The 20,169-nt window shown below is 54.0% G+C and carries 26 protein-coding genes and 4 tRNA genes; 1 reads left to right on the top strand and 29 read right to left on the bottom strand.

The window, feature by feature from the left end; translation table 11 throughout:
* Positions 1 to 7: 7 nt before the first annotated feature.
* The 14 genes from WC772_02190 to recG form a co-directional block, all read right to left on the bottom strand.
* A tRNA-Thr gene (locus WC772_02190) sits at positions 8 to 80 on the bottom strand.
* A gap of 414 nt (positions 81 to 494) precedes the next feature.
* A tRNA-Thr gene (locus tag WC772_02185) sits at positions 495 to 567 on the bottom strand.
* A gap of 21 nt (positions 568 to 588) precedes the next feature.
* A complete protein-coding gene (locus WC772_02180) occupies positions 589 to 2,037 on the bottom strand; it encodes a tetratricopeptide repeat protein (protein ID MFA6169563.1) in 1,449 nt (482 codons plus the stop codon).
* 44 nt (positions 2,038 to 2,081) lie between these two features.
* A complete protein-coding gene (locus WC772_02175) occupies positions 2,082 to 2,729 on the bottom strand; it encodes a hypothetical protein (protein MFA6169562.1) in 648 nt (215 codons plus the stop codon).
* Positions 2,726 to 3,214, bottom strand: a complete 489-nt coding sequence (locus WC772_02170; protein ID MFA6169561.1) for a hypothetical protein — start codon at positions 3,212 to 3,214, stop codon at positions 2,726 to 2,728. The genes WC772_02175 and WC772_02170 overlap by 4 nt, the downstream gene beginning before the upstream one ends.
* Positions 3,215 to 3,253: 39 nt before the next feature.
* Positions 3,254 to 3,326 (bottom strand) — tRNA-Phe (locus WC772_02165).
* A 5-nt stretch (positions 3,327 to 3,331) separates the two neighbouring features.
* Positions 3,332 to 3,404: transfer RNA gene (locus WC772_02160), tRNA-Lys, on the bottom strand.
* Positions 3,405 to 3,475: 71 nt separating this feature from the next.
* Complete coding sequence (gene rfbB / locus WC772_02155) at positions 3,476 to 4,495, bottom strand: dTDP-glucose 4,6-dehydratase (GenBank protein MFA6169560.1); 1,020 nt, start codon at positions 4,493 to 4,495, stop codon at positions 3,476 to 3,478.
* A gap of 1 nt (position 4,496) precedes the next feature.
* Positions 4,497 to 5,207 (bottom strand): sugar phosphate nucleotidyltransferase, encoded by a 711-nt coding sequence (locus WC772_02150; protein ID MFA6169559.1) that lies wholly within the window; start codon positions 5,205 to 5,207, stop codon positions 4,497 to 4,499.
* A gap of 8 nt (positions 5,208 to 5,215) precedes the next feature.
* On the bottom strand, positions 5,216 to 5,938 hold the full coding sequence (gene rph, locus WC772_02145) for a ribonuclease PH (GenBank protein ID MFA6169558.1): 723 nt from the start codon (positions 5,936 to 5,938) through the stop codon (positions 5,216 to 5,218).
* On the bottom strand, positions 5,935 to 6,363 hold the full coding sequence (locus WC772_02140) for a hypothetical protein (GenBank protein MFA6169557.1): 429 nt from the start codon (positions 6,361 to 6,363) through the stop codon (positions 5,935 to 5,937). Before WC772_02140 ends, rph begins: the two co-directional genes overlap by 4 nt.
* A 4-nt stretch (positions 6,364 to 6,367) precedes the next feature.
* Positions 6,368 to 6,853 (bottom strand): pantetheine-phosphate adenylyltransferase, encoded by a 486-nt coding sequence (coaD, locus tag WC772_02135; protein ID MFA6169556.1) that lies wholly within the window; start codon positions 6,851 to 6,853, stop codon positions 6,368 to 6,370.
* Entirely contained in the window at positions 6,822 to 7,403 is a 582-nt protein-coding gene (rsmD, locus tag WC772_02130; protein MFA6169555.1) for a 16S rRNA (guanine(966)-N(2))-methyltransferase RsmD, read from the bottom strand. Before rsmD ends, coaD begins: the two co-directional genes overlap by 32 nt.
* Positions 7,327 to 9,330 (bottom strand): ATP-dependent DNA helicase RecG, encoded by a 2,004-nt coding sequence (recG, locus tag WC772_02125; protein ID MFA6169554.1) that lies wholly within the window; start codon positions 9,328 to 9,330, stop codon positions 7,327 to 7,329. The genes rsmD and recG overlap by 77 nt, the downstream gene beginning before the upstream one ends.
* A 30-nt stretch (positions 9,331 to 9,360) precedes the next feature.
* Between recG and rpmB the strand changes: the two genes are divergently transcribed.
* Complete coding sequence (gene rpmB / locus WC772_02120; GenBank protein MFA6169553.1) at positions 9,361 to 9,561, top strand: 50S ribosomal protein L28; 201 nt, start codon at positions 9,361 to 9,363, stop codon at positions 9,559 to 9,561.
* Here rpmB and WC772_02115 read toward each other — a convergent pair.
* Genes WC772_02115 through WC772_02045 form a run of 15 tightly spaced genes read right to left on the bottom strand, consistent with a single transcriptional unit; the run spans position 9,539 to position 20,166 of the window.
* Positions 9,539 to 10,012 (bottom strand): flagellar FliJ family protein, encoded by a 474-nt coding sequence (locus WC772_02115; GenBank protein MFA6169552.1) that lies wholly within the window; start codon positions 10,010 to 10,012, stop codon positions 9,539 to 9,541. The genes rpmB and WC772_02115 overlap by 23 nt on opposite strands.
* Before the next feature lie 13 nt (positions 10,013 to 10,025).
* Positions 10,026 to 11,339 (bottom strand): flagellar protein export ATPase FliI, encoded by a 1,314-nt coding sequence (fliI, locus tag WC772_02110; protein ID MFA6169551.1) that lies wholly within the window; start codon positions 11,337 to 11,339, stop codon positions 10,026 to 10,028.
* 2 nt (positions 11,340 to 11,341) lie between these two features.
* On the bottom strand, positions 11,342 to 12,040 hold the full coding sequence (locus WC772_02105) for a FliH/SctL family protein (GenBank protein ID MFA6169550.1): 699 nt from the start codon (positions 12,038 to 12,040) through the stop codon (positions 11,342 to 11,344).
* Between the two features lie 3 nt (positions 12,041 to 12,043).
* Entirely contained in the window at positions 12,044 to 12,514 is a 471-nt protein-coding gene (locus tag WC772_02100) for a hypothetical protein (GenBank protein MFA6169549.1), read from the bottom strand.
* A 1-nt stretch (position 12,515) separates the two neighbouring features.
* Positions 12,516 to 14,048, bottom strand: a complete 1,533-nt coding sequence (fliF, locus tag WC772_02095; protein ID MFA6169548.1) for a flagellar basal-body MS-ring/collar protein FliF — start codon at positions 14,046 to 14,048, stop codon at positions 12,516 to 12,518.
* 24 nt (positions 14,049 to 14,072) lie between these two features.
* Positions 14,073 to 14,441, bottom strand: a complete 369-nt coding sequence (locus tag WC772_02090) for a flagellar hook-basal body complex protein FliE (GenBank protein MFA6169547.1) — start codon at positions 14,439 to 14,441, stop codon at positions 14,073 to 14,075.
* A gap of 12 nt (positions 14,442 to 14,453) precedes the next feature.
* Positions 14,454 to 14,885 (bottom strand): flagellar basal body rod protein FlgC, encoded by a 432-nt coding sequence (gene flgC / locus WC772_02085; GenBank protein ID MFA6169546.1) that lies wholly within the window; start codon positions 14,883 to 14,885, stop codon positions 14,454 to 14,456.
* A 3-nt stretch (positions 14,886 to 14,888) separates the two neighbouring features.
* Positions 14,889 to 15,182 (bottom strand): hypothetical protein, encoded by a 294-nt coding sequence (locus WC772_02080; protein MFA6169545.1) that lies wholly within the window; start codon positions 15,180 to 15,182, stop codon positions 14,889 to 14,891.
* Complete coding sequence (locus WC772_02075) at positions 15,182 to 15,901, bottom strand: sigma-70 family RNA polymerase sigma factor (protein MFA6169544.1); 720 nt, start codon at positions 15,899 to 15,901, stop codon at positions 15,182 to 15,184. The genes WC772_02080 and WC772_02075 overlap by 1 nt, the downstream gene beginning before the upstream one ends.
* Positions 15,898 to 16,203, bottom strand: a complete 306-nt coding sequence (locus WC772_02070; protein MFA6169543.1) for a hypothetical protein — start codon at positions 16,201 to 16,203, stop codon at positions 15,898 to 15,900. The genes WC772_02075 and WC772_02070 overlap by 4 nt, the downstream gene beginning before the upstream one ends.
* Positions 16,204 to 17,274, bottom strand: a complete 1,071-nt coding sequence (locus WC772_02065) for a flagellar basal body P-ring protein FlgI (GenBank protein MFA6169542.1) — start codon at positions 17,272 to 17,274, stop codon at positions 16,204 to 16,206. It abuts the gene before it with no gap.
* Positions 17,275 to 17,312: 38 nt separating this feature from the next.
* On the bottom strand, positions 17,313 to 17,900 hold the full coding sequence (locus WC772_02060; protein ID MFA6169541.1) for a flagellar basal body L-ring protein FlgH: 588 nt from the start codon (positions 17,898 to 17,900) through the stop codon (positions 17,313 to 17,315).
* Positions 17,897 to 18,607 carry a flagellar basal body P-ring formation chaperone FlgA gene (gene flgA, locus WC772_02055; protein MFA6169540.1) on the bottom strand — a complete coding sequence of 237 codons (711 nt, stop codon included), beginning with the start codon at positions 18,605 to 18,607 and terminating at the stop codon, positions 17,897 to 17,899. Before flgA ends, WC772_02060 begins: the two co-directional genes overlap by 4 nt.
* A 4-nt stretch (positions 18,608 to 18,611) precedes the next feature.
* Entirely contained in the window at positions 18,612 to 19,409 is a 798-nt protein-coding gene (flgG, locus tag WC772_02050; GenBank protein MFA6169539.1) for a flagellar basal-body rod protein FlgG, read from the bottom strand.
* 19 nt (positions 19,410 to 19,428) lie between these two features.
* On the bottom strand, positions 19,429 to 20,166 hold the full coding sequence (locus WC772_02045; GenBank protein MFA6169538.1) for a flagellar hook basal-body protein: 738 nt from the start codon (positions 20,164 to 20,166) through the stop codon (positions 19,429 to 19,431).
* Between the last annotated feature and the right edge of the window lie 3 nt (positions 20,167 to 20,169).

Below are 20,169 nucleotides of genomic sequence, written 5' to 3'. Positions count from 1 at the left end.
AAGAATAAGCCGACGGCCAGGATCGAACTGGCGACCTAGCGATTACAAATCGCTCGCTCTACCAACTGAGCTACGTCGGCAAAACAGACATTGTTTTCGTATTTTTCCGCCGGAATGACTCCTCGCTTCTGGTTGTTTTTTGAGCTTGAAAGCCTCAGGTTTATTGTGGCAGTATTTTCAAACAATTCAAGTGGAATAAAATACATCTTTTCGTTTTCCGGATTGTACGCCGCAATAAGATCAATTTCTTTCTTGCTGTATTTTACTGCTTTCCAATTATTCGCACTTCTTAAAGGAACAGTTAAGCAACCTCTTCTGGGTGAAACAAATTTTACTTGGATTCTAAGAAATGAATTGTCCTTTTCAGCGACTAAGTCATAACGATGGTTTTCACCCCATGGAACCAAAACATTAAAACCTCTTTCAACAAGAAAAGCGGCGACTTTAATCTCAGCCAAATTGCCTTTGTCCTTAGTTATTCCCATATGATGTTTAGCCGACGGCCAGGATCGAACTGGCGACCTGCGCATTACGAATGCGCCGCTCTACCAACTGAGCTACGTCGGCAGCATTTGAGCCAGGCTTGATCTACCAGCGACTCATTAAGAGCCTGGCGTTGTCATTGTGCGGGACGACCCGTTTGGTATCAACATCAACCATCCAGTCGAACGACTCGGCCCCGCCGCCTCCCTGCTCGCAGAGGTAACTGACCAAAAACTTTTCACCTTGCCGCTTGATCTTCCAGCCCCGTTCGGCGATCGGGGTTCCGATCGATTTGGTCAGGCTGATCACCGATTTGATGGCCGATTCGATCTTCGTTCCCTTGCTGGTCCGCTCACCCTTGACCAGACGGAGCGAATCTTCCGCGACCAGAGAAGAGACCGAGTTTTTCGCCTTAACGTCGTCATCGCTTCTTAAGACCGTCAGATCGACCCCCTTGATCTTCAAAGCGGCCAAGAGCTGGGAATTCTGCGGATCGTAACGCAGTCCTTCGCGCCAGGCATCTTTGGCTTCGCGATCCAAACCGAGTTTGAGCAGGCTCTCTCCCAGGTCGACCCAGGCTTTGGCCGAATTGGGATCGAGGGCCAGAGCGTCACGGTAAGCGGCGACCGCTTCGTGGTATTTCTTCTCGCGATAGCGGGTATTGGCCAGCGCCAAATAACGTTTCGCCAGGGCATTCGCGACGACCCGGCAATCGATATCGCGCGGACTAAGCTGCAGCGATTGCTTAACGGCATCGGATGCCGAAGCAAGGTCGCCAGACGCCATATAGCTCTTGGCCAGCCAGACATAGCCTTTGACCAGCTGCGGATTGATAGTGACCGCGTCGCGATAGTATTTCGCGGCGGAAGCGTACTTCCGCGCCTGATAGGCGCGGTACCCCATGTAGAAATAATCTTCGGTCGGCTCTTTTACGTACGTGGCCGAAACCCACCCTTCTCGTCCATCGTCAAACATGACCTTATACCAGGGAACTTTGGAGATCCCGATCAGGATCGAACCGGTCTGCAGCTGGCGGGTCGAGGTGCCGGAAAGCGCGGTGCAGGTTGCGGTCACGGTCAACGGCCAACCGGAAGTCTTCACTTTTTCGCCGGTGGTCACGAACGACACGTTGCGCGGCAGCCACCCCTGTTTCTCAATGAAAAATTCAACCGTTCTTTGGATCGCCCCGCCGTTTTTACCAATGACTTTATAGCGAACGACATGAACTCCGACGGTCGCGGTGTCCGGCAAGGCATAAGTGGTGCTCCAGGACATATTGTCGTTGGTCGAAAGCGGGATCGGGTTGGCTGAAAAATCAAAGCTGGCCGAAACTTCTTTGACGCGGGAGGCGGTCCGGATGCCAAGGGAGATGACTTTTTCGCCTTTAACTGTTTTAGGATAAACGATCGCTTCGATCCAAACCAGGGAAAGACCTTCGCCCGGCTCGGTCGGTCCGGCTTTAAGACTGATATTTTCCCGGTCGCCTGAAACTTCGCCAAAAGCGGCTCCGATCGCGAGAACGCAGATAAGAAGCACCAGCCAGGCTTTTTTCATTCAAGCACCCCCCTTATTAATCGAAGTTAATTTATTCATCTTTTTTAATAGGTCAGCAGAATGTTGTCGATCCGCGCCTCAATCTCCCCCTTGGGCTGATTGGTCAGCATGATCATCTGGATCTTCAGCAGTCCGCCCGACCCGTCCAACTGGTTTGGGTTCCAGAGGCCGTCGCCGGCGCCGGAATTATCCAAACGGAAAGCGGAGAAGGGGATCGAGACTCTCGTAAACCCTTTCCCCAGGACCGGAACTTCGGCGACCCATTTATCGTCTTTCATCGGAATCCAATCCTTGGCCGAATCCTGTTCCAGAACATAGTTGCCGTTATCATCATCAAACAATTCGATCTTGATCTTTCCTTCACCGGTCAGGCCGTAAACATCGACCTGCAGCCGGGTAAAAGTGGTCGCATCGACGTTAAGATCGATCCCGATGCCGCCGACGTAGTAATTGGTCGAATTACCCTTAAGGTCCAGCGAATAATCGCCGCACGATTCGGTGATGGTGTCCTTGACTTCCGAGGTCCCGTTTTCCACCACCCGGGTTGCCATGCCGCCAAATTTATACCACTTATCAAACTTACCTGTTTCAAAATTGTCGATCATGTAGAACGACAATTCCGCTTCCGCCACCGCCATTAATCCAATAAGAAAAAAAACGAGACCGATGAAACGAAAACCTTGTTTTATCATTGCCCTTTTTTTGAAACTCTTGGTTTTCGGTCCTCCTTTTTCGTGACTTTAAAACGCTTGCTGCTGGCGCTTATTAATTTAACCGATGCTCGGGAGCGCAGCTGAGCATTCTCATTCTTGTGTTTGTCGATCTCCCGCGACAGAAGATCATGGCTCCGGCGGAGCGTTTCCTCCGATCGTTTTATTTCTTCGGCCGCCTGAAGCTGGCATTGCAGCTCTTGATTCCGCCAGATCAAGCGTTCCTTGTCCCGTTTGAGCTCATTGACCAGAAAAATAAGTTTTTCGATCTCTTCATTGTTCTCGATCTCTTCAAGGGCCGGAGCGCAATCGATCAGCTGATTGGCGATCCGGCCGCGCCGATAAAGATGGAAACCTTTGACGGCCGAGAAAGTCGCCGCCGCGATCGCCGCTATTGAAGCTGCCAGGTACATCGAGTTCCAGAGCGAGTAGCTCGGACCAGCTGACAAAACTTCTGCTAGTGCCATTGCCATCAATATCGCCTCTCTTTCGGAGTTATGGAAAAATGCCGCAGGGCGGAATTGAACCGCCGACGCACGCCTTTTCAGGGCGTCGCTCTACCATCTGAGCTACCGCGGCGCAAATGACCGGCCTGGGACTCGAACCCAGCACCACTTGCTTAAAAGGCAAGTGCTCTACCTGATGAGCTAGCCGGTCAAACCTTATCCCAATTTTATCTTATCGCGTCACTATTGTAAAGATTTTTTTCGGCCCGCTCCCGCCCCGGTTCAGCTCTTTTTCTGATACCATTGCTGGTAGAACTTTTTAAACTCCAGCTGTTTGTCCCTGATCTTTTTCCACCATTTGCGGTTCTCGCGATACCAGTCGATAGTCTCTTTGAGGCCGGATTCAAACGGTTTGGCCGGCCGCCAGCCGAGCCGCCTGATCTTCCCGCAATCGACCGAATAGCGTCGATCATGGCCGGGACGATCCTTGACCGGCTCGACCCATTTTTTAGGGTCGAGATCGAGGGCTTCGAGGATCAGCCCGGTAATTTCCAGGTTTTGCCGTTCGTTCCCCCCGCCGATATTATAGATCTCGCCGCTCTTTCCTTTTTGGAGGACCAGAGCGATAGCCGCGCAATTATCTTCGACATGAAGCCAGTCGCGGACATTCTTGCCGTCGCCGTAAAGGGGGACCTTCTTTTTTTCCAGGAGGTTGGTGATAAAGAGCGGGATCAGTTTTTCCGGGTACTGGTAAGGCCCGTAATTATTCGACGACCGGGTGATCAGAGCCGGGATCTCGTAGGTCCGGCAATACGATCGGACCAAAAGATCCCCCCCCGCTTTGGAAGCGGCGTAAGGAGAATTCGGCTGCAGCGGCGACGCCTCATTGAAGGACCCGCGATCGCGGCTGCCGTAAACCTCATCGGTCGAGATATGAAGGTAGCGGGCGATTTTATGTTTGCGGACCGCTTCCAGCAGGACCATTGTGCCGTAAACGTCGGTCTGGATAAAAGCCCCGGGATCGACGATCGAGCGGTCAACGTGGGTCTCGGCGGCAAAATTGACGATCACGCCGCCAGGCCCAAGCTTCGCTACCGCCTTATCAACCGCAACCGGATCGCAAATATCCCCTTTCACGAAGGTATACCGCGGATCGCGGTCCAGATCGCATAAATTTTCAAGATTGCCGGCATAGGTCAGTTTATCGAAATTAACGACCTCGACCTCGGAATAGTTGGCCAAAATATAGCGGATAAAATTACTGCCGATAAAACCGGCTCCGCCGGTAACTAAGAGGCGCATCCTACCCCTTCTCCGCCAGCTGGGAGGCCCGCTCGAGCGATTCAAAGGTCCCGGCGTCGCTCCACCAGCCGCTAAGAAGATCGAAGGTCAGATTTTTCCGGGCGGCATAGGCCCGGTTAACGTCGCTAATCTCCAGTTCCCCCCGGCCGGAAGGTTTCAATCTTTTGATAATAGTAAAAACTTCATGATCGTAAAAATAGATCCCGGTCACGGCGTAATTGCTTTTCGGCCGCTTTGGTTTTTCTTCGATCGAAACGATTTTCCCGCCGCGCAGTTCGGCCACGCCGAAGCGGTGCGGATCGGTGACCTCTTTGATCAGGATCTTGGCCCCCCGTCTTTGCTTGGCGTAATTTTCGACGAACGGTTTGAGCTTATCCTGAAAAATATTGTCCCCCAGAATAACGACCATCCGTTCTTGGCCGACAAAAGATTCCGCCAGCCCCAACGCCTGGGCGATCCCCCCCGCCTCGTCCTGAACCTTGTAGGTAAAACGGCAGCCAAAATCTTTGCCGCTTCCCAGTAAATTGACGATATCACCCATGTGCTCAACCCCGGTCACAATTAAAATCTCATCAATTCCCGCTTCAACAAGCTGCTTAATTGGATAATAAATCATCGGCCGGCGGCCGACCGGCAGGAGATGTTTATTGGTAACCTTGGTCAGCGGATAAAGACGCGAACCGGTCCCCCCCGCCAGGATCACCCCTTTGATCTTTGGCTTCATGCTTTCACCCCGAGGACTTTTTTTTGGACCGCGATCAGTTGATGGATCGCTTTACCGCCCTGGTCGACCAGTTTATCGAGGGTCGCTTTGGAGAACGGCTCTTTTTCCGCCGTCCCCTGGATCTCCACCAGGCGCCCCGATTCGGTCATGACCAGGTTCATGTCGAGCTCGGCTGCAGAATCCTCATCATAGGCCAGGTCGACCAGACAATCTTTCTCGATCACCCCGACGCTGACCGCCGCGACGAATTCTTTGATCGGATCGCCGTCGATCTTTTTATCATGGCGCAATTTGGCGATCGCTTCGCATAAGGCGACAAAACAGCCGGTGATCGCCGCGGTTCTGGTCCCGCCGTCGGCCTGAATAACGTCGGCGTCTATAAGAATTGTCCGTTCGCCGAGTTTTTTCAGGTCAACGACCGCCCGAAGGGCCCGGCCGATCAGGCGCTGGATCTCGTGGGTCCGGCCTTTGACCCGGCCGTTGCTTTCCCGCTGGTAGCGGTCGTTGGTCGCGCCGGGAAGCATTCCGTATTCGGCGGTGATCCAACCGGAACCGGTCCCCCGTTTATGTTCGGGAACTTTTTCCTGGATGGAAGCGGTGCAAATGACTTTGGTACTCCCCATTTCGATCAGGGCGGAGCCGGCAGGGTGTTTCAGATATTTCCTGGTGATCCTGACCGGGCGAAGCTGGTTATCGGTCCGGTTATCGGCTCGCTTCACTTTTCTTCCTTTACTTGAGTGGTTTTCGCCAGTTGTTCGCGGCCCGCTTTGATCGTCCGCAGAACTCGCACCGAAGTCGCTTCCAGGTTGGCCAGGACTTCGTCGGCATATTTATCGGCGCCGCCCCGGATCTCCTTGGCCAGCTGGTAGGCCTGTTCGATTATTTCCTGGGTCTTACCTTCAAAGGCCCCTTTTCTTTCCGGTTCGCTCGCGCCGGCGGGAGCGGCGGCCGCGGCTTCCGGCCCGGCGTCGTTGCGGACGAGCGCCTTTTTGGCGAAGTCATGACCGCCCTGGGTCACCAACCGAATCTTATCGATGATCGACAGGACCTTGGCTTCGTCAACAATGACCTTTTTGGAAAAAGGGATCTTGGTGCTGTCGAGAATGACCGATTCTAAAGTATCCAGTAACCCTAATATTTCCATGATTTTAACGCGCTCCTTTTTTTAGCTTTTGCAGGCGCTTCCCGACCGGGCCGGGGACCAAGCTGGAAACGTCGCCGCCTAAACGGGCGATCTGCTTCACGAAACTGGAACTTAAGTACGAATAGCGGTAATCCGTCATCAGAAAAACGGTCTCAATTTCCGGCGCCATCCGGCGGTTGGTCAGCGCCATCTGGAATTCATAATCGAAATCGGAAACGGCGCGCAGGCCACGCACGACCGCCCCGGCTTTTTTTCGCCGGACGTAATCGACCAGCAAGCCGTCAAAACTGTCGATCTCGACGTTATCGCAGTGAAAGGAAGAAGATTTGAGCATTTCGAAGCGATCTTTAAGGGAAAAAAAGGATTTTTTTTCCGGGTTCCGGATAATAGCGACAATGACCTTATCAAAGAGCTTGGCCGCCCTCTCGATAACATCCAGGTGGCCGTTGGTGATCGGGTCAAAGCTTCCCGGGTAGACTGCTATATTCATTTTTAATCCTGTAAAAGTTCAAAATTGTTTCGCCGTAACCGGCTTCTCGGTACAACTCGATTTTACCATAGACCGGATCCAATTGATGCTGTTTGCGGTGTTCCGCGATCAAGATCCCCGTCGGTTTCAGAAGTTCCGACTCGGCGATCTTTTCCATGACTTTGACCAGTAACGGACTGTCATATGGAGCGCCGATAAAGATCAGGTCGAATTTTTCGCCTTTTCCCGCCAGTAAGCCGATCGCCCGGAGAACGTCGGCCTGAAAAACTTCGGCTTGCTCGCTAAATCCGGTCAGGGCCAGGTTTTCCCGGATCAATTCGACCGCGTTCCGGTTGAGCTCAACGAACACCGCCCGATCAGCCCCGCGAGATAAAGCTTCGATGCCGACCGCACCGGTCCCGGCAAATAAGTCGAGAAATTCGCTCTCGACCGCTTTGACCGAGAGAATATTGAACAACGCCCCCCTGACCCGGTCAGTTAAAGGCCGAGTGTTCGATCCCTTTGGGGTCTTCAGCTGACGCCCCTTGGCTAGCCCAGCGATTACGCGCACTTTCAATGTCCTTTTCTATCAAGGCCTGGGCTCCGGCCCGGGCTTGCTGGATGATTTTTTCGTCCCTCATTATATCAGCAACCCTAAACGTTGGCAAACCGGACTGTCTGACGCCAAAAAAGTCGCCCGGCCCGCGCAATTGGAGGTCAGCTTCGGCAATTTTAAAGCCATCAGTCGTCTCCACCATCGCTTTGATCCGAGCTTTGGCTTCCGGCGTTTTGGGATCGCCGACCAGGAAGCAAAAAGACTGCTCGCTCCCCCGCCCAATCCGTCCCCGGAGCTGATGGAGCTGGGAAAGGCCGAAGCGCTGGGCGTGTTCGACGACCATGACCGTCGCGTTGGGGATATCGATCCCAACTTCGATCACCGTCGTCGAGACCAGGATATCAAGTTCCTTGTTCTTAAAACTCTCCATGATCTTGTCTTTCTCGGCACTTTTCATTTTACCGTGCAATAGCCCGACCCGAAGTTCGGGAAAGATCTCTTTCTGAAGATGTTCGGCTTCTAAAGTCGCCGCTTTCAGGTCAAGCGCCTCCGATTCCTCGACCAGCGGACAAACAAAAAAAACCTGCCGTTCTTCTTTGACTTTGGTCCTGATGAAGCCATAACAATCCTGCCGCCGTCCTTCGGTGACAAAAAATGTTTTGATCGGGACCCGGCCGGGGGGTAAAGCATCGATGATCGTCCGGTCCAAGTCGCCGTATAACGTTAAAGCCAGGGAGCGCGGGATCGGGGTCGCGGTCATCACCAGGATATGAGGGGCCTTACCTTTATTGATCAGGCTGGCCCGCTGGTGAACGCCGAAGCGGTGTTGTTCGTCGATGACTGCCAGCCCTAATTTATTGAAAGTGATCTTTCCTTCCAGCAAAGCATGGGTCCCGATCAACAGATCGGCGGTCAGTTTAGCCTCTTTTTTACGCCGTCCGGCGGTCGAACCGGTCACCAGGTCGAGCGTGATCTTAAACGGCTCGAAAAGCTGTTGGAGTTTGGTGAAATGCTGTTGGGCGAGGATCTCGGTCGGGGCTAAAATCACCGCCTGATAGCCGTTCTTGATCGCGGCATAGGCGGCAAACGCGGCAATGATCGTCTTACCGGAACCGACATCTCCCTGGAGCAAGCGGTTCATCGGCCGTCCGGTTTGAAAGTCCTGGAAAATATCGGCCATCGCCCCCTCTTGCGCGGCGGTCAGTTTGAAAGGGAGAGCGGCTAAAAACGCCTTCTTCATTTTCTCATCGATCGTTAAAAGATTACCGGCCAGCTCTTCCTTATATTTCTTCCGGTTAAGGAGCAAACCGAGCTGAAAAACAAAGAGTTCTTTGTAGGCCAGATAGTTGCGGGCTTTTTCCACTTCCAGCATTTCTTCCGGGGTATGGAGGATCGCCAGTGAGCGGCGTTCTTTCTCGTCCTCGATCAGAGGAAGATACGTTTCCAGCGCGGTTTTGACAACCGCCCTGACTTTCTTGGGGTATAAACCTTCCGTTAACGGATAAATGGAAACGATCTTGGTCGGATCGCCATCGTCGATCTCAAAATCTTTGGGGAGGATCTGCAGCCGCCCGTCGTAATCGGAATACTCGATCTTGCCGGAAATGATCAGTTGCATCCCCAGGCGGAACGATTTTAGTAAAAATGGCTGGTTAAACCAAACCGCCTGGATCCGTCCGGTCTGGTCGCCGATCGTTGCTTTCAAGATCGAAAAGCGATTCCGGGTAACCTGCGGCTCGACCCGGAGGAGTTCCCCCCTGATTACTTCGTTGTCGGCCGGATGAAGCTGGTTGATCGGCTTGATGGAGCGGCGGTCTTCGTAACTGCGTGGAATGAAGTATAAAAGGTCCAAAACCGTATAAACCCCGACTTTAGCGAAAATCTTGGCGAGCTTGGGCCCGACCCCTTTAACGTATTGGACCGGTGTTTGCAGGTTTGACATTTCTCGGCCTTTATTATATACTATTTAATCATGAGTCTTAAGTGTTATTCTTGCGGCAAAAAACCAGTTACCGGCATGACCGTGTCGCATTCCATGCGCCACAGCAAACGCCTTTTTAAACCCAACCTGCAAATGGTCAATATCCTGGTCAAGGGAAAGAAAAAGAAGGAATACGTTTGCACCAAGTGCCTAAAGGCCAACAAGGTCCTTAAGTCGTCTCGCGCTTCTTAAACCTCTGGGTCGCGATCTCGTCCATGAACTTCATATCTAAATCCCGCATTACCTTATTATAATCATCCAGCTTGTGTTCGCGGTGTGTCTCCATGATCTTCTTGTTTTTCATCGCTTCGACCAGGTGGGCCCGCTGTTCTTCCAGCTGTTTGCTGGAGTCTAAAACCTTCTCGATCTGCTGGTCCAGGTCCCCCTTGAGGACTTCAAGATGGGCTTTCCGCCGCAAGACCTTGTCAAAATCGGAGATCGGCCCCTTCTTGAAGACATTGCGCAGTTCCGCTTCTTTCCCCAGCTTTTCTTCTTTGATCTGCTCTTCTTTTTGTTTTTCGGTGAGGTATTCCTGCTGTTTTTCGGCGAATTTTTCCTGTTCCTTTTTTTCGCGGATCCCCCTGACCTTCAGGACCGAATCAAGATCATATTTAAATTTTTTGCCTGGTTTTGGCGCTGCCATTATTCTGCCCTTTCTATCGGAAAATACTAATTAATCGGTTAACCGTGTCTTCGTAGGAAATCTTTTCAAAGGTCCCCTGCTTCAGGAATTCATTGACCTGGTCGATCTTGCTTAACGCGAAATCGATCTTCGGGTTGCTCCCTTTAACGTAGGCCCCAATGTTGATCAGATCTTCCGCCTCGGAATAACGGGCCAGGACCTCGCGGAGCTTGGCCGCCGCTTTCTTTTGTTCGTCGCCAGTAATGCTGGTCATCAAACGGGAAATACTGTGCGGCACGTCGATCGCCGGATAGTGGTTCCTGGCCGCCAGGTCGCGCGATAAAATAATGTGGCCATCGAGGATCGAACGGGCATGGTCGGAGATCGGTTCGTTAAAGTCATCCCCTTCGACCAGGATGGTGTAAAAAGCGGTAATTGAGGCGACTTCTGAAGTCCCGGAGCGTTCCATCAACCGAGGCATTAAGGAAAAGACCGACGGGGTATAACCCTTGGTCGTCGGCGGCTCCCCCGCCGCTAACCCGATATCCCGCTGGGCCATGGCGAACCTGGTGACCGAATCCATCATCAAAATAACGTGTTTCCCTCTATCCCGGAAGTATTCGGCGATCGCGGTCGAGACAAAAGCCGATTTAAGACGAATGAGCGGCGGCTGGTCGGAGGTCGCCACGATCACCACCGATTTTTTCAACCCCTCTTCGCCCAACGATTCTTCAATAAAATCCCGGACTTCGCGGCCGCGCTCGCCAACCAGGGAAATAATGTTGATATCCGCCGCGGCGTTCCGGGCGATCATCCCCATGGTAGTCGATTTGCCGACCCCGGAACCGGCGAAGATCCCAATACGCTGGCCGCGGCCGACGGTCAACAAGCCATCGATCGCCCGAACCCCGAGGCGCATGACTTCGGTCACCCGGGGACGTTTTACCGGATCGGGAGGATCGGCATCAAGGGGACACTCTTTATCCCAATCGATCGGCCCTTTGCCGTCGATCGGTTCGCCCAGACCATTTAAGACGCGGCCCAGGATCGCGGGGCCGACCTTGACCATCAGCGGTTTACCGGCGGCGGTCACCTGCATTCCGGGAGCAATCCCGGCGGTCGAACCGAGCGGCATCAGCAAGACCCGCCCTTCACGGAAACCGACCACTTCGGCGTAGGCTTCGCGGTTCTCTTTTTCCATCCGAATAGTGCAGAGGTCGCCGACGGAAACACCGCCGACCTGCGCTTCGATGATCAAACCAACAAGTTGGACGACCTTGCCGATAACTTTGACCAGGTCGGCATGCTCGATGGCTTTATGGTACTTTTCGTAATCAATATCAGGCATAATTAAGCCTCTTCAGCGGCAACTTTATGGAGTGCTTCTTCGATTGATTTTATTTTGGTGGAGATGCGGGCATCAACGAAGCCCAGGTTGGTCTCAATGATGCAGCCGCCGGGTTCGATGTTGGAGTCTTCGATGATCGACAGGCTCTTCACGCCGTCCAACATCCCGGCCAGGCGGTCTTTGTAGCGCTTCAGGTATTCGGCATCGTCCCGGCTGACCCGAACAATGATCTGCTCCCGGTCCGAGACCCGGCCGATCGCTTCGGTCACGATGTTAAGGCAGACGTCCCGGTGCAGAGAAACTTCGGAACGGATGATCTGTTCCGCGACCCGCAGAGACAAGCGGAGGATCTCCCCTTCGGCGTCCTTAATAATCGTTTTGCGTTCTTTGACCGCTTCGTTGACCGTCGCTAACGCTTCCTGGATCTTTTCGGCCGCTTCCTCGTTCCCCTCCTGCTTCCCTTCTTCCACCGCCTGAGCCCGGATCCGGTCGGCTTCGGCTACCGCCTGGTCGACGATCTTTTGGGCTTCCGAACGGGCTTTGTCAAGATTATCGCTGGGGAAACGGACCACGGCGGAGGGAGACGGGACCGGCGGCGGAGACGGCGGCAGTTCGCGGCGCGGCGCTTGAACGACCGGCGCGATCCGCTCGATTACGACCGTCCCTTTTTCTTCCAGGCGATCACGCTTGATCAATCCCATGGTTTAAAAAACTTTTCCCGCGAAAACCTGCTGCAGCCGCTCTTCAACTTTGGCCCGGAGCGGCGTCGGTTTCAGGTTCCGCGCCAATTCCTCGATCATCAAACGTTCGCGGGGCAAGGCGGACAGGATCTGGCCTTTGTCCTCGTCCGGCAGCATCGACACGAGAAAAGAAAGCGTTTGCGGCCGTTCGTACATTAAGAAACTTAAATTTCTTTTTGTCATCGTTTGGTAGCTCGGCTGGGACATAGGACTAAGCTGGGCCCGCGGGGCCGGCGCTGCAGGGAGGGCCAAAAAACCCTGGTAATCGGCCAGAACTTCCTGGAGCGCTTCGGGTGATGGCGTCGGCAAATGGTTGATCCCGGCGGCGATCAGGTCGGCCAGTTCATCCGGCAAATAGCGGAGCACCCGGGAGGAAACATCCGCTCCCAGGATCGACAAAAAGATCGTCGCTTTTTCTCGACCGGTTAACGTCATATTATTCACTTAGCCACTTTTTTAATAGGTCGGCGACTTTTTCCGGGTTCTGCTCCACCGCGTTCCTGACCCGCTCCACTCCCGATTGGGCCGGCGGAGCGGTCGCGGTCGGTAGCGGCGCCGCGACGTTGGTTTCACGCGGCAACGGCTGGCGACTTTTCCGGCCGCTGACGAGCGACCAGAGCCAGAGCAGGGCCAACGACCCAACTACCCCGACTGTCCCCCACAAAACGTAGCGGCGGAAGGCCGCGGAATAGCCGGTCGTTTTCTTGGCGATCTTCTTGGCCTTTTCCGGCAAAGGAGTCGCCAGATGGAAGGGGACTTTCTGCAGGATAAGAATATCCCCCCGCTTCTTGTTATGGCCAACGGCGGCGGCAACGGTGGTAAAGGTCGCCTGTTTCAATTTCGCGGTCAGATCGATCCGGTTGTCGATCAGGATCACCGTGTTAAGTTTTTTAATCTTGATGTCTTTGAGCTTGATCTCGTCCTCTTTCATCGGCTTGATCGACACGCTGACCTTGACGATCGAACTATTGGGGGGATAAAAGCGGTTCAAGAGCTCCTGCGCTTTACCGGAAAGCTCCCGTTCAAGGTCCCTGACCGCCGTAGTTTTAAGGACGATCCGATCGGCGGTCGGTTCGGATTGAACCTCGGTCTTTTCAACTTTCAATGAAGTCGGTTGCGCGGCTTTGGTCGGCGCTACCGGGACCGCCGCTTTGGAAACTTCTTTGACCTTGGTTTCCGGCTTAACGGCGGCCGACGCGGCCGCTTCCTTGGTCAGGACGATTTCAGCCGGAGTTTCGACGATCTGGGGAAGCATTTTGGCGGGCGGCGGCGGCGGGATCTCCCCTTCATTGAGACCGGTAACCGGCAGGCCGGCCTGCTTAGAGAGGATCTTGCCGGAATCGTCGATCACGGTCACATTTTCCGGTTGAAGGTTTTCGACGCTGCTCGCCACCAGGTGGACTATCCCGTTGACTTTGGAGGGGGTCAGTTCAAAGCCCGGGCGCAAACGCAGTAAAACCGAAGCGGTGACCGGCGCCACCGAAACGGCAAAAAGCTTGGTTTCCGGGATCACGACCTGGACCCGGACATCGTCGATCCCTTCGATCCGGCGGATAGTGCGGGCCAGCTCCCCCGAGATCGCGCGGACCAATTGGATCCGGCGGTCAAAATCGGTCGCCCCCATCTTGGTCTCGTCAAATATTTCCCAGCCGACCGAACCGCCGATCGGCAGGTTCTTTTCGGCCAAGCCGAGCCTGGCTTCATCGACTTTTTCCTTGGGGACGGCGATCGCCTTCCCCTCTTCGCGGATGGTATAGGGGATCTTCAGCTCCTTAAGGCGGGCGATAACGTTGGCGGCATCTTTCAGATCAAGGTTGGAATAGATGACCGAATAGCTCGGGTTGCGGTTGAAATCACTGCTGGCACAGCCGCGAATGAACAGGAAGATGGCGGAAAAAATAACGACCAGGACCACTCCGCCGACCAAGAGCATCCTTCGCAAATCAAAACCAGCCGGTGCTTCTGCCATCTATTTATTCCTTTCTGCGATCTTTTAGATCTGCATTTGGGTGATTTCTTTGAACGTATTGACCGCGCCATTGATCGTTGTGACCGCCATCTGGACCATCACGCTCATTTTCGACTGGGCCACCATCACGTCGTGCAATTCAACTTCGCCGCGGGAGTAGCGCTCGATCATCTGGTTGGCGTGAAATTCGGACTTACTGACGCCGTTCAGCGCTTCGATCGTTTTATTGAGAACATCATCGAACATGTTCGACGAAAGGGGCTTGTCGCCGGTCAAAGCGGCCGCGGCGGAGCCGAGCGGCGCCGGCGAAGTCGTTGACGGGGCCTGCGCGATCAGGTCATCTCCCAGCAGTTGGGCTAAACGAAGATCGGCATTGACCGGATTAATGGCCATGGTTCCCCCTCCTTATTGGATCGTCAGCGCGTCCTGCATCATTTTTTTGGTCGCGTTGAAGGCGGTAATGTTCGCCTCGTAATATTTCGACGCTTCGATCATGTTGGCATACTCGGCCGACATTTTAACGTTCGGCATCAGGACATATCCTTGTTCGTCGGCGTCGGGATGGCCCGGATTGTAAACTTTATCGAACGGCGCTTTATCCTCAACAACTTCCACCTGAACGCCGCCGCCGATCGCCAGGCGGTTCTCCGCCTGACTAAGAGTTTGAGCAAACGACATCGGCTTTTCCGAATAAACGGCGACTTTCCGGCGGTACGGCTCGCCGAAAACCGTTCGAGTGGTGCTGGCGTTGGCCAGGTTCGAGGCGATCAGCTCCTGGGTCCGCCGCTGGGCGTCCAGCCCGTCAACGCTAATGGCCATCGCCTGATTAAGTCCCATCTATTACCTCCTGCCCTGCGAAGCAATCGTCTTCAGGATATTGAGTTTGGACGTCATCAGTTTCACGTAAGAAGAATATTCCACCGAATTTTTGGTCAGAGCGGCCAGTTCGTCTTCCAGCACGACCTCTTTTTTATCCTGCCGCTTCACCGCTTTCATCAGCTGTTCGTCAAACTCAAGCGCTTCAAAGCCCGGCGTCTTGGCGTTGGCGACGTTCTGGGTGATGACCGCCTGGCGTTTGGTCGCGATCGCCATCGAACGCTCCATCTGGCCGAAAGTCGGGTCAAATACTTCCATTATTTCAACCTCTTTTTCAGGGCGGCGATCGCTTTGCTCAACACCCGACAAACCTTCGGCCGGGAAAGGTCAAGCTTCTCGGCGATGGTTTTCTGGTTGATCCCTTTATGAAAGAACAATTCCAGGACCTGGCGCTGCTGCGCCGGCAAATTGCCGATCTCAAAACGGATCCGTTCCTTAAGCTCCGCGAAGTCCGCGTCGGAAGCCGGGGTCCCTTCGCTCGGCGCGAAGACTTCCGTCCCGGTTGTCTGCATGTCTTCAATCGACAAAAGATACATTAAAGCGGAGGCGGAAACGATCTTTTTGATCCGCTTGATCGCCTGCTTGAATTCATCTTCCGAAAGCTCTTTTTTTTCTAAAAGTTTTTCTTCCTCATCATCATTTTTTTTGTTCTTGCGGTCGACAACGGAGCTGACCCCTTTCTTGGCCAGGTCCCGGACCATCACCTGCACCCGGTACGGGACCGGATTGTAGTTTTTCAAACCGTCGAGGATCTCCCCCCGAATACGGTAGGAAGCGTAAGTTTCGAACTTGACCCCGCGCTTAACGTCGAAATTGTCCCAGGCCTTCATCAAACCAACCGTGCCGTCGGAGACCAGGTCGTCATATTCGATGTTGGGCGGCAGTCCCTTGGCGGAAACCATTGAGGCGATCGAGTGGACCAGCGGCATGTAGGCCTCAACGGAGAACGGAGCCGATTTTATCGCTGTTTTTTTCATTGGGCTCCCTCTTCCCTAACCCGCTCATCCAGCCAGGCCGGCCGGGCATTGGCGCTCTGCGCCATCTGCCGGGCCAATTGCTCGACCATTAGATCGGCGGTCAGGGTCGAATAGGCCGACTGGCCGGCGTTCTCATCGTCGACCGGACCAAGCTTGGGCGCCTTGAACGTCTGTTTCAGCATTTCCTTGTAAAACATCGTCATAAATTCTTCTTTGACCTGCTCGTCCCGGCTAACCGCAGCCGGCACCTGAAAAAGATCTTCAGATCCGCTGGCGGCGACCGGTGAAATTCCTTCTATCATTTAAATAATCTCCAATTCAGCTTTGATCGCGCCGCTTTTTTTCAGCGCCTGCAGGATAGCAATCATATCTTTGGGCGAAGCGTTGATCGCGTTGAGCGCCCTGACTAATCTGGCCAGGGTCGGCGACGCCGGAATAACTTTCAAATTGGCGCCGGTCTTGTTCAGCCGGGCGCGGGTCGTCGCCTGATATTGATCGCCGGCGCTCGCCCCGCCTTCAGAGTACAAAGCGACATCGCGGATCGTGACCTCGATCCCGCCGTAAGAAACGGCGACCGGCGCGATCACGACATTTTCACCGATGACGATCGTTCCTGTCCGTTCGTTGATGATGATTTTGGCAACGGTGTCGGGAGTGACCCGGACCGCTTCGATCTTGGAGATCAGGGCGACGTAATCTTCTCCCTTATCCGAAGAGACCACGATCGTCGCCGCGTCTTTCGCTTCCGCGTTCAGCCCCACCCGGCTCAAAGCCGCGACCACCCGATTGGCGGAAGTAAAATCAGGCTGGGTCAAGACCAGCGTCACGCTCCCGCTTTTCCCGGCGGTCACGGGAACTTCTTTTTCCACCAGCGCCCCGCCCGGGATCCGGCCGACGGTCGTCGTTTGCTGTTTAACATAAGGGAAAGATTCCGCCCCAACCACCACGTTCCCCTGGCCGACGGCGTAGATCTGATCGTCTACGCCCTGGAGCGGGGTCGTCAGGAGCGTCCCCCCCTGCAGTGAAGTCGCGTCACCGACGGACGAGACTGTAATGTCGATCTTGTCCCCCGGTTTAACAAAGGGAGGAAGAGCCGCCGTCACCATGACTGCGGCGGTGTTGCGGGTCTTAAAATCGACCGCTTGAGGAATGATCCCCATCCGGGAAAGAACATTGGCCATCGCTTGCTGGGTCACTTCGTTCTGCGAGCGATCGCCGGTATTCCTAAGGCCGACCACCAGGCCGAAACCCATCAGCTGGTTTTCGCGCGCTTCCAGGACCCGCGCGATATCTTTCAGCCTAACCGGCGGCGAAGCCGCGAAAACCGCCGTTCCGAAAGAAACGGCCAGCAAAACGGCAAATATTTTTTTCACTCGATTCATTTCAGGCAATAATATCATTTCTTTTTGCTTTAGAAAAGCCAATTAATTATTCTGGTAAACCAACCCGGCGTTTCCGAATCGGCGACCGACCCGGTCCCCTTCACCGAAACGCTGGCCTTGGCCACCTGATAGGAAAAAATTGAGTTGGCGTTGGAAATATCTTTCGTCCTGATCAACCCGGTAAAAGTGATCTCCTGAAGTTCATTATTGACCTCAACTTTATGATGCCCTTCAACGGAGAGGATCCCGTTCGGACGAACTTCCGTCACCCAGGCGGCAAAACGGGCCTGGACATTGCTTCCCCGGGTCGTCTGGCCGCCGCCGTCATACTTATTGCTTAAATTGACGGTCGCCGAATTATTGGTCCCGAGGATCGGCGCCAACCGGGCAAAAGTTTGGGTATATTTCGTGGAGAGGTCGTCTTTGACGTCGGTCTTGGTGTTGGCCAAATTTCTGGCGTTGGAATTTTCCAGGATTATAACGTTGATCAGATCCCCCACTTTGAACGGTTTCTGGGGCGAATAAGGCGAAGAAGACTTATCGTTCCAGAGCGAATCGGCAGTCGCTACTCCGGAAACCAGGAACCCAAGCAGAAAAGCGACATAGAGCTTTCTCATTTCAATTCCACCTCAACTTCATTATTGGAAAGAACTTTGCCGAACAGAATTTTGCCGGACTCTTTTTTCCTGACCTTGATCTGTTCGTTCAGATAACCGTTTTCCAGGGCCAGCCCGGCGACCCGCACGCTGATATCGGGGGCGGCCACAACAAGACCGACCTCGCTCCCCGCTCTAATGACCGGCGGCTCGCCGATCATCCATTCGAAGATCGTGCTGTTCGCCGGGATCGGGATCTTGGCTTCTTTACCGAGCAGCGGCTGGAAATCGGTGTAATATTTTTGCGGCAGCAAGGCAACATCTCTGGTCTCGTAAGTAAAATCGCCGGCTTGCAGCGGCTTATTGCGTCCCAAGCCGGCGGCTGCGACCACGATCTTTTTTAAGACCTCGACTTTCGCCCGGACAAAAATCTTACCGACCGCGCCGGTTTTTTTGACTTCGATCGGAAAAATAACATTGCCGATCGGTTTGAAATCGGGAAAAACTTCCATGACCCGGTAGGTTGAGGCGTCATCGGCCGTGAGGAGCGCGGCCTTCCCCTTTTCGTCTATTTTAATTTCGACCCGCAGTTCTTCCCGGACAACGTTCGGGTATTTGGCCAGGACCATTCCTTTGATCGTCTCGACGATCCGCTCGGCCGGCGTTGCGGCCAGAACAACGCCGCTTAAGGAACAGCACAATAGCAATACGCCGATAATTTTTTTCATCTTATTACGCTTTCATCTTATCGAGCGAAGCGAGCATCCCTTCGTAGCTCTGGACCGCTTTGGTCACCGTGTCAAAGACCCGCTGGGCCATGACCATCCGCATCATCTCGGAAATAACGTCGACGTTGCTCTGCTCGAGCGAATACTGATTGATCGAACCGTAACCTTCTTCATTGGCCAAGCCGATCACCGGCTCGCCTGAAGCTTCGCTTTTTTGGTAGAGGTTCTGGCCGATCGATTTCAAACCGGCTTTATTGGTAAAACGGGCCAAAGTGATCTGTCCCAGCTCCGTCAGATCGCTTTCATTATTACGGGCAACCAGGATCATCCCATCCTGGCGGACGGTAACGCTCGTCACGTCGGTGGGAATAATGAGCCCCGGTTCCAGGATCCGACCGTTGGGATCGACGATATTCCCGTCGTTATCGACCCGGAAATTTCCCGCCCGGGTGTAAGCCGGCGAGCCGTCCGGCAGTCTGACCGGAAAAAAGCCGTCCCCCTGGATCGCCAGATCGAGCGGATTGTTGGTAACTTCGATCGCCCCCTGGCTGTGGTCTTTGGGAGTCGAAGCGATCCGCACGCCGGTGCCGTATTCAACGTTAACCGGGGTTGCTTCCGTGCCGGCCATTTCTTCGTAGAGGATATCCTGGAAACTTTTTTCGACATAGAAAAGGCTTTCCATCTCGGCGCGCCCTTTTTTGAACCCGACGGTCTTGGCGTTGGCCAGATTGTTGGTAATATCGAGAATTTCGTCTTGGACCGCGTCCAAGCCGGTGGCGGCGACATAAAGCGGCTGAAACATAATTTTTTCCTCCTTTAAATTACTGGGTCGGGCGTCCGAGTTCCATCGCCCGGGACAAGTTCTGGTCGCGGTTCAAGATAACTTTGCTCATCACGTTGGTCATCCGTTCGACCTGGATCATTTCCATGTACTGGTCGACGATGTTGGCATTGGACGATTCGACATACCCCTGGATCAGGCGGGGGGTTTCGACATCGGTCATAACCGACAGGGCCTCTTTTTTCTTGAACAGACTGCCGTTGAGCGACTCCAGAGTCTCTTTGGTTTCCGGCTTGACCACTTTCAACTGGTCGACGACCGCGCCGTCGACTTTGATCGCCCCTTCCTGCGTAAATTCAACATCGGAGCCGGGAGTAACAACGATCGGCCCCATTTTCCCTAAAATCGGCAGGTTTCCAGCGACCGTGATCAGCCGCCCATCCTTATCGAGACGAAAGCGCCCATCTCTTGTGTAGCCTTCGCCCCAGGGACCGGTTACGACAAAAAAACCTTCGCTGCCAAGCGCGACATCGAGTTTATTATTGGTCTTGACCAGCGCGCCGCTCTCGGTCGAGTAATGAGTTCCTTCAACTTGCGGTTTAACGGGGGAAATTTTATTGGTCGCTTCTTCCAATTCGAGGGGGAAACCTCTGACCACCGCTTCGGACTTCCTGTAGCCCGGCACTTGAGATCCGACCATATTGTCCATCATCTTTCTGACTCTTTGGTCGGCGGTATCCAGGCCGGCGCTTCCGATCTCTAGGATGCGGTCTGTCATGGT

Source organism: Candidatus Margulisiibacteriota bacterium (genome assembly GCA_041661965.1).
Taxonomy (GTDB): domain Bacteria; phylum Margulisbacteria; class WOR-1; order O2-12-FULL-45-9; family XYB2-FULL-48-7; genus XYB2-FULL-45-9.
Note: the sequence above shows the minus strand (reverse complement) of the source record. Positions and strands in the feature narration are given on the sequence as shown.

Excerpts from the sequence above, each read along its gene's own strand:
- WC772_02180 (MFA6169563.1), bottom strand. The coding sequence starts at position 2,037 with ATGAAAAAAGCCTGGCTGGTGCTTCTTATCTGCGTTCTCGCGATCGGA.
- WC772_02175 (MFA6169562.1), bottom strand. The coding sequence starts at position 2,729 with ATGATAAAACAAGGTTTTCGTTTCATCGGTCTCGTTTTTTTTCTTATT.
- WC772_02170 (MFA6169561.1), bottom strand. The coding sequence starts at position 3,214 with ATGGCACTAGCAGAAGTTTTGTCAGCTGGTCCGAGCTACTCGCTCTGG.
- rfbB (MFA6169560.1), bottom strand. The coding sequence starts at position 4,495 with ATGCGCCTCTTAGTTACCGGCGGAGCCGGTTTTATCGGCAGTAATTTT.
- WC772_02140 (MFA6169557.1), bottom strand. The coding sequence starts at position 6,363 with ATGGAAATATTAGGGTTACTGGATACTTTAGAATCGGTCATTCTCGAC.
- coaD (MFA6169556.1), bottom strand. The coding sequence starts at position 6,853 with ATGAATATAGCAGTCTACCCGGGAAGCTTTGACCCGATCACCAACGGC.
- recG (MFA6169554.1), bottom strand. The coding sequence starts at position 9,330 with ATGTCAAACCTGCAAACACCGGTCCAATACGTTAAAGGGGTCGGGCCC.
- rpmB (MFA6169553.1), top strand. The coding sequence starts at position 9,361 with ATGAGTCTTAAGTGTTATTCTTGCGGCAAAAAACCAGTTACCGGCATG.
- WC772_02115 (MFA6169552.1), bottom strand. The coding sequence starts at position 10,012 with ATGGCAGCGCCAAAACCAGGCAAAAAATTTAAATATGATCTTGATTCG.
- fliI (MFA6169551.1), bottom strand. The coding sequence starts at position 11,339 with ATGCCTGATATTGATTACGAAAAGTACCATAAAGCCATCGAGCATGCC.
- WC772_02105 (MFA6169550.1), bottom strand. The coding sequence starts at position 12,040 with ATGGGATTGATCAAGCGTGATCGCCTGGAAGAAAAAGGGACGGTCGTA.
- WC772_02100 (MFA6169549.1), bottom strand. The coding sequence starts at position 12,514 with ATGACGTTAACCGGTCGAGAAAAAGCGACGATCTTTTTGTCGATCCTG.
- fliF (MFA6169548.1), bottom strand. The coding sequence starts at position 14,048 with ATGGCAGAAGCACCGGCTGGTTTTGATTTGCGAAGGATGCTCTTGGTC.
- WC772_02090 (MFA6169547.1), bottom strand. The coding sequence starts at position 14,441 with ATGGCCATTAATCCGGTCAATGCCGATCTTCGTTTAGCCCAACTGCTG.
- flgC (MFA6169546.1), bottom strand. The coding sequence starts at position 14,885 with ATGGGACTTAATCAGGCGATGGCCATTAGCGTTGACGGGCTGGACGCC.
- WC772_02080 (MFA6169545.1), bottom strand. The coding sequence starts at position 15,182 with ATGGAAGTATTTGACCCGACTTTCGGCCAGATGGAGCGTTCGATGGCG.
- WC772_02075 (MFA6169544.1), bottom strand. The coding sequence starts at position 15,901 with ATGAAAAAAACAGCGATAAAATCGGCTCCGTTCTCCGTTGAGGCCTAC.
- WC772_02070 (MFA6169543.1), bottom strand. The coding sequence starts at position 16,203 with ATGATAGAAGGAATTTCACCGGTCGCCGCCAGCGGATCTGAAGATCTT.
- WC772_02060 (MFA6169541.1), bottom strand. The coding sequence starts at position 17,900 with ATGAGAAAGCTCTATGTCGCTTTTCTGCTTGGGTTCCTGGTTTCCGGA.
- flgA (MFA6169540.1), bottom strand. The coding sequence starts at position 18,607 with ATGAAAAAAATTATCGGCGTATTGCTATTGTGCTGTTCCTTAAGCGGC.
- flgG (MFA6169539.1), bottom strand. The coding sequence starts at position 19,409 with ATGTTTCAGCCGCTTTATGTCGCCGCCACCGGCTTGGACGCGGTCCAA.
- WC772_02045 (MFA6169538.1), bottom strand. The coding sequence starts at position 20,166 with ATGACAGACCGCATCCTAGAGATCGGAAGCGCCGGCCTGGATACCGCC.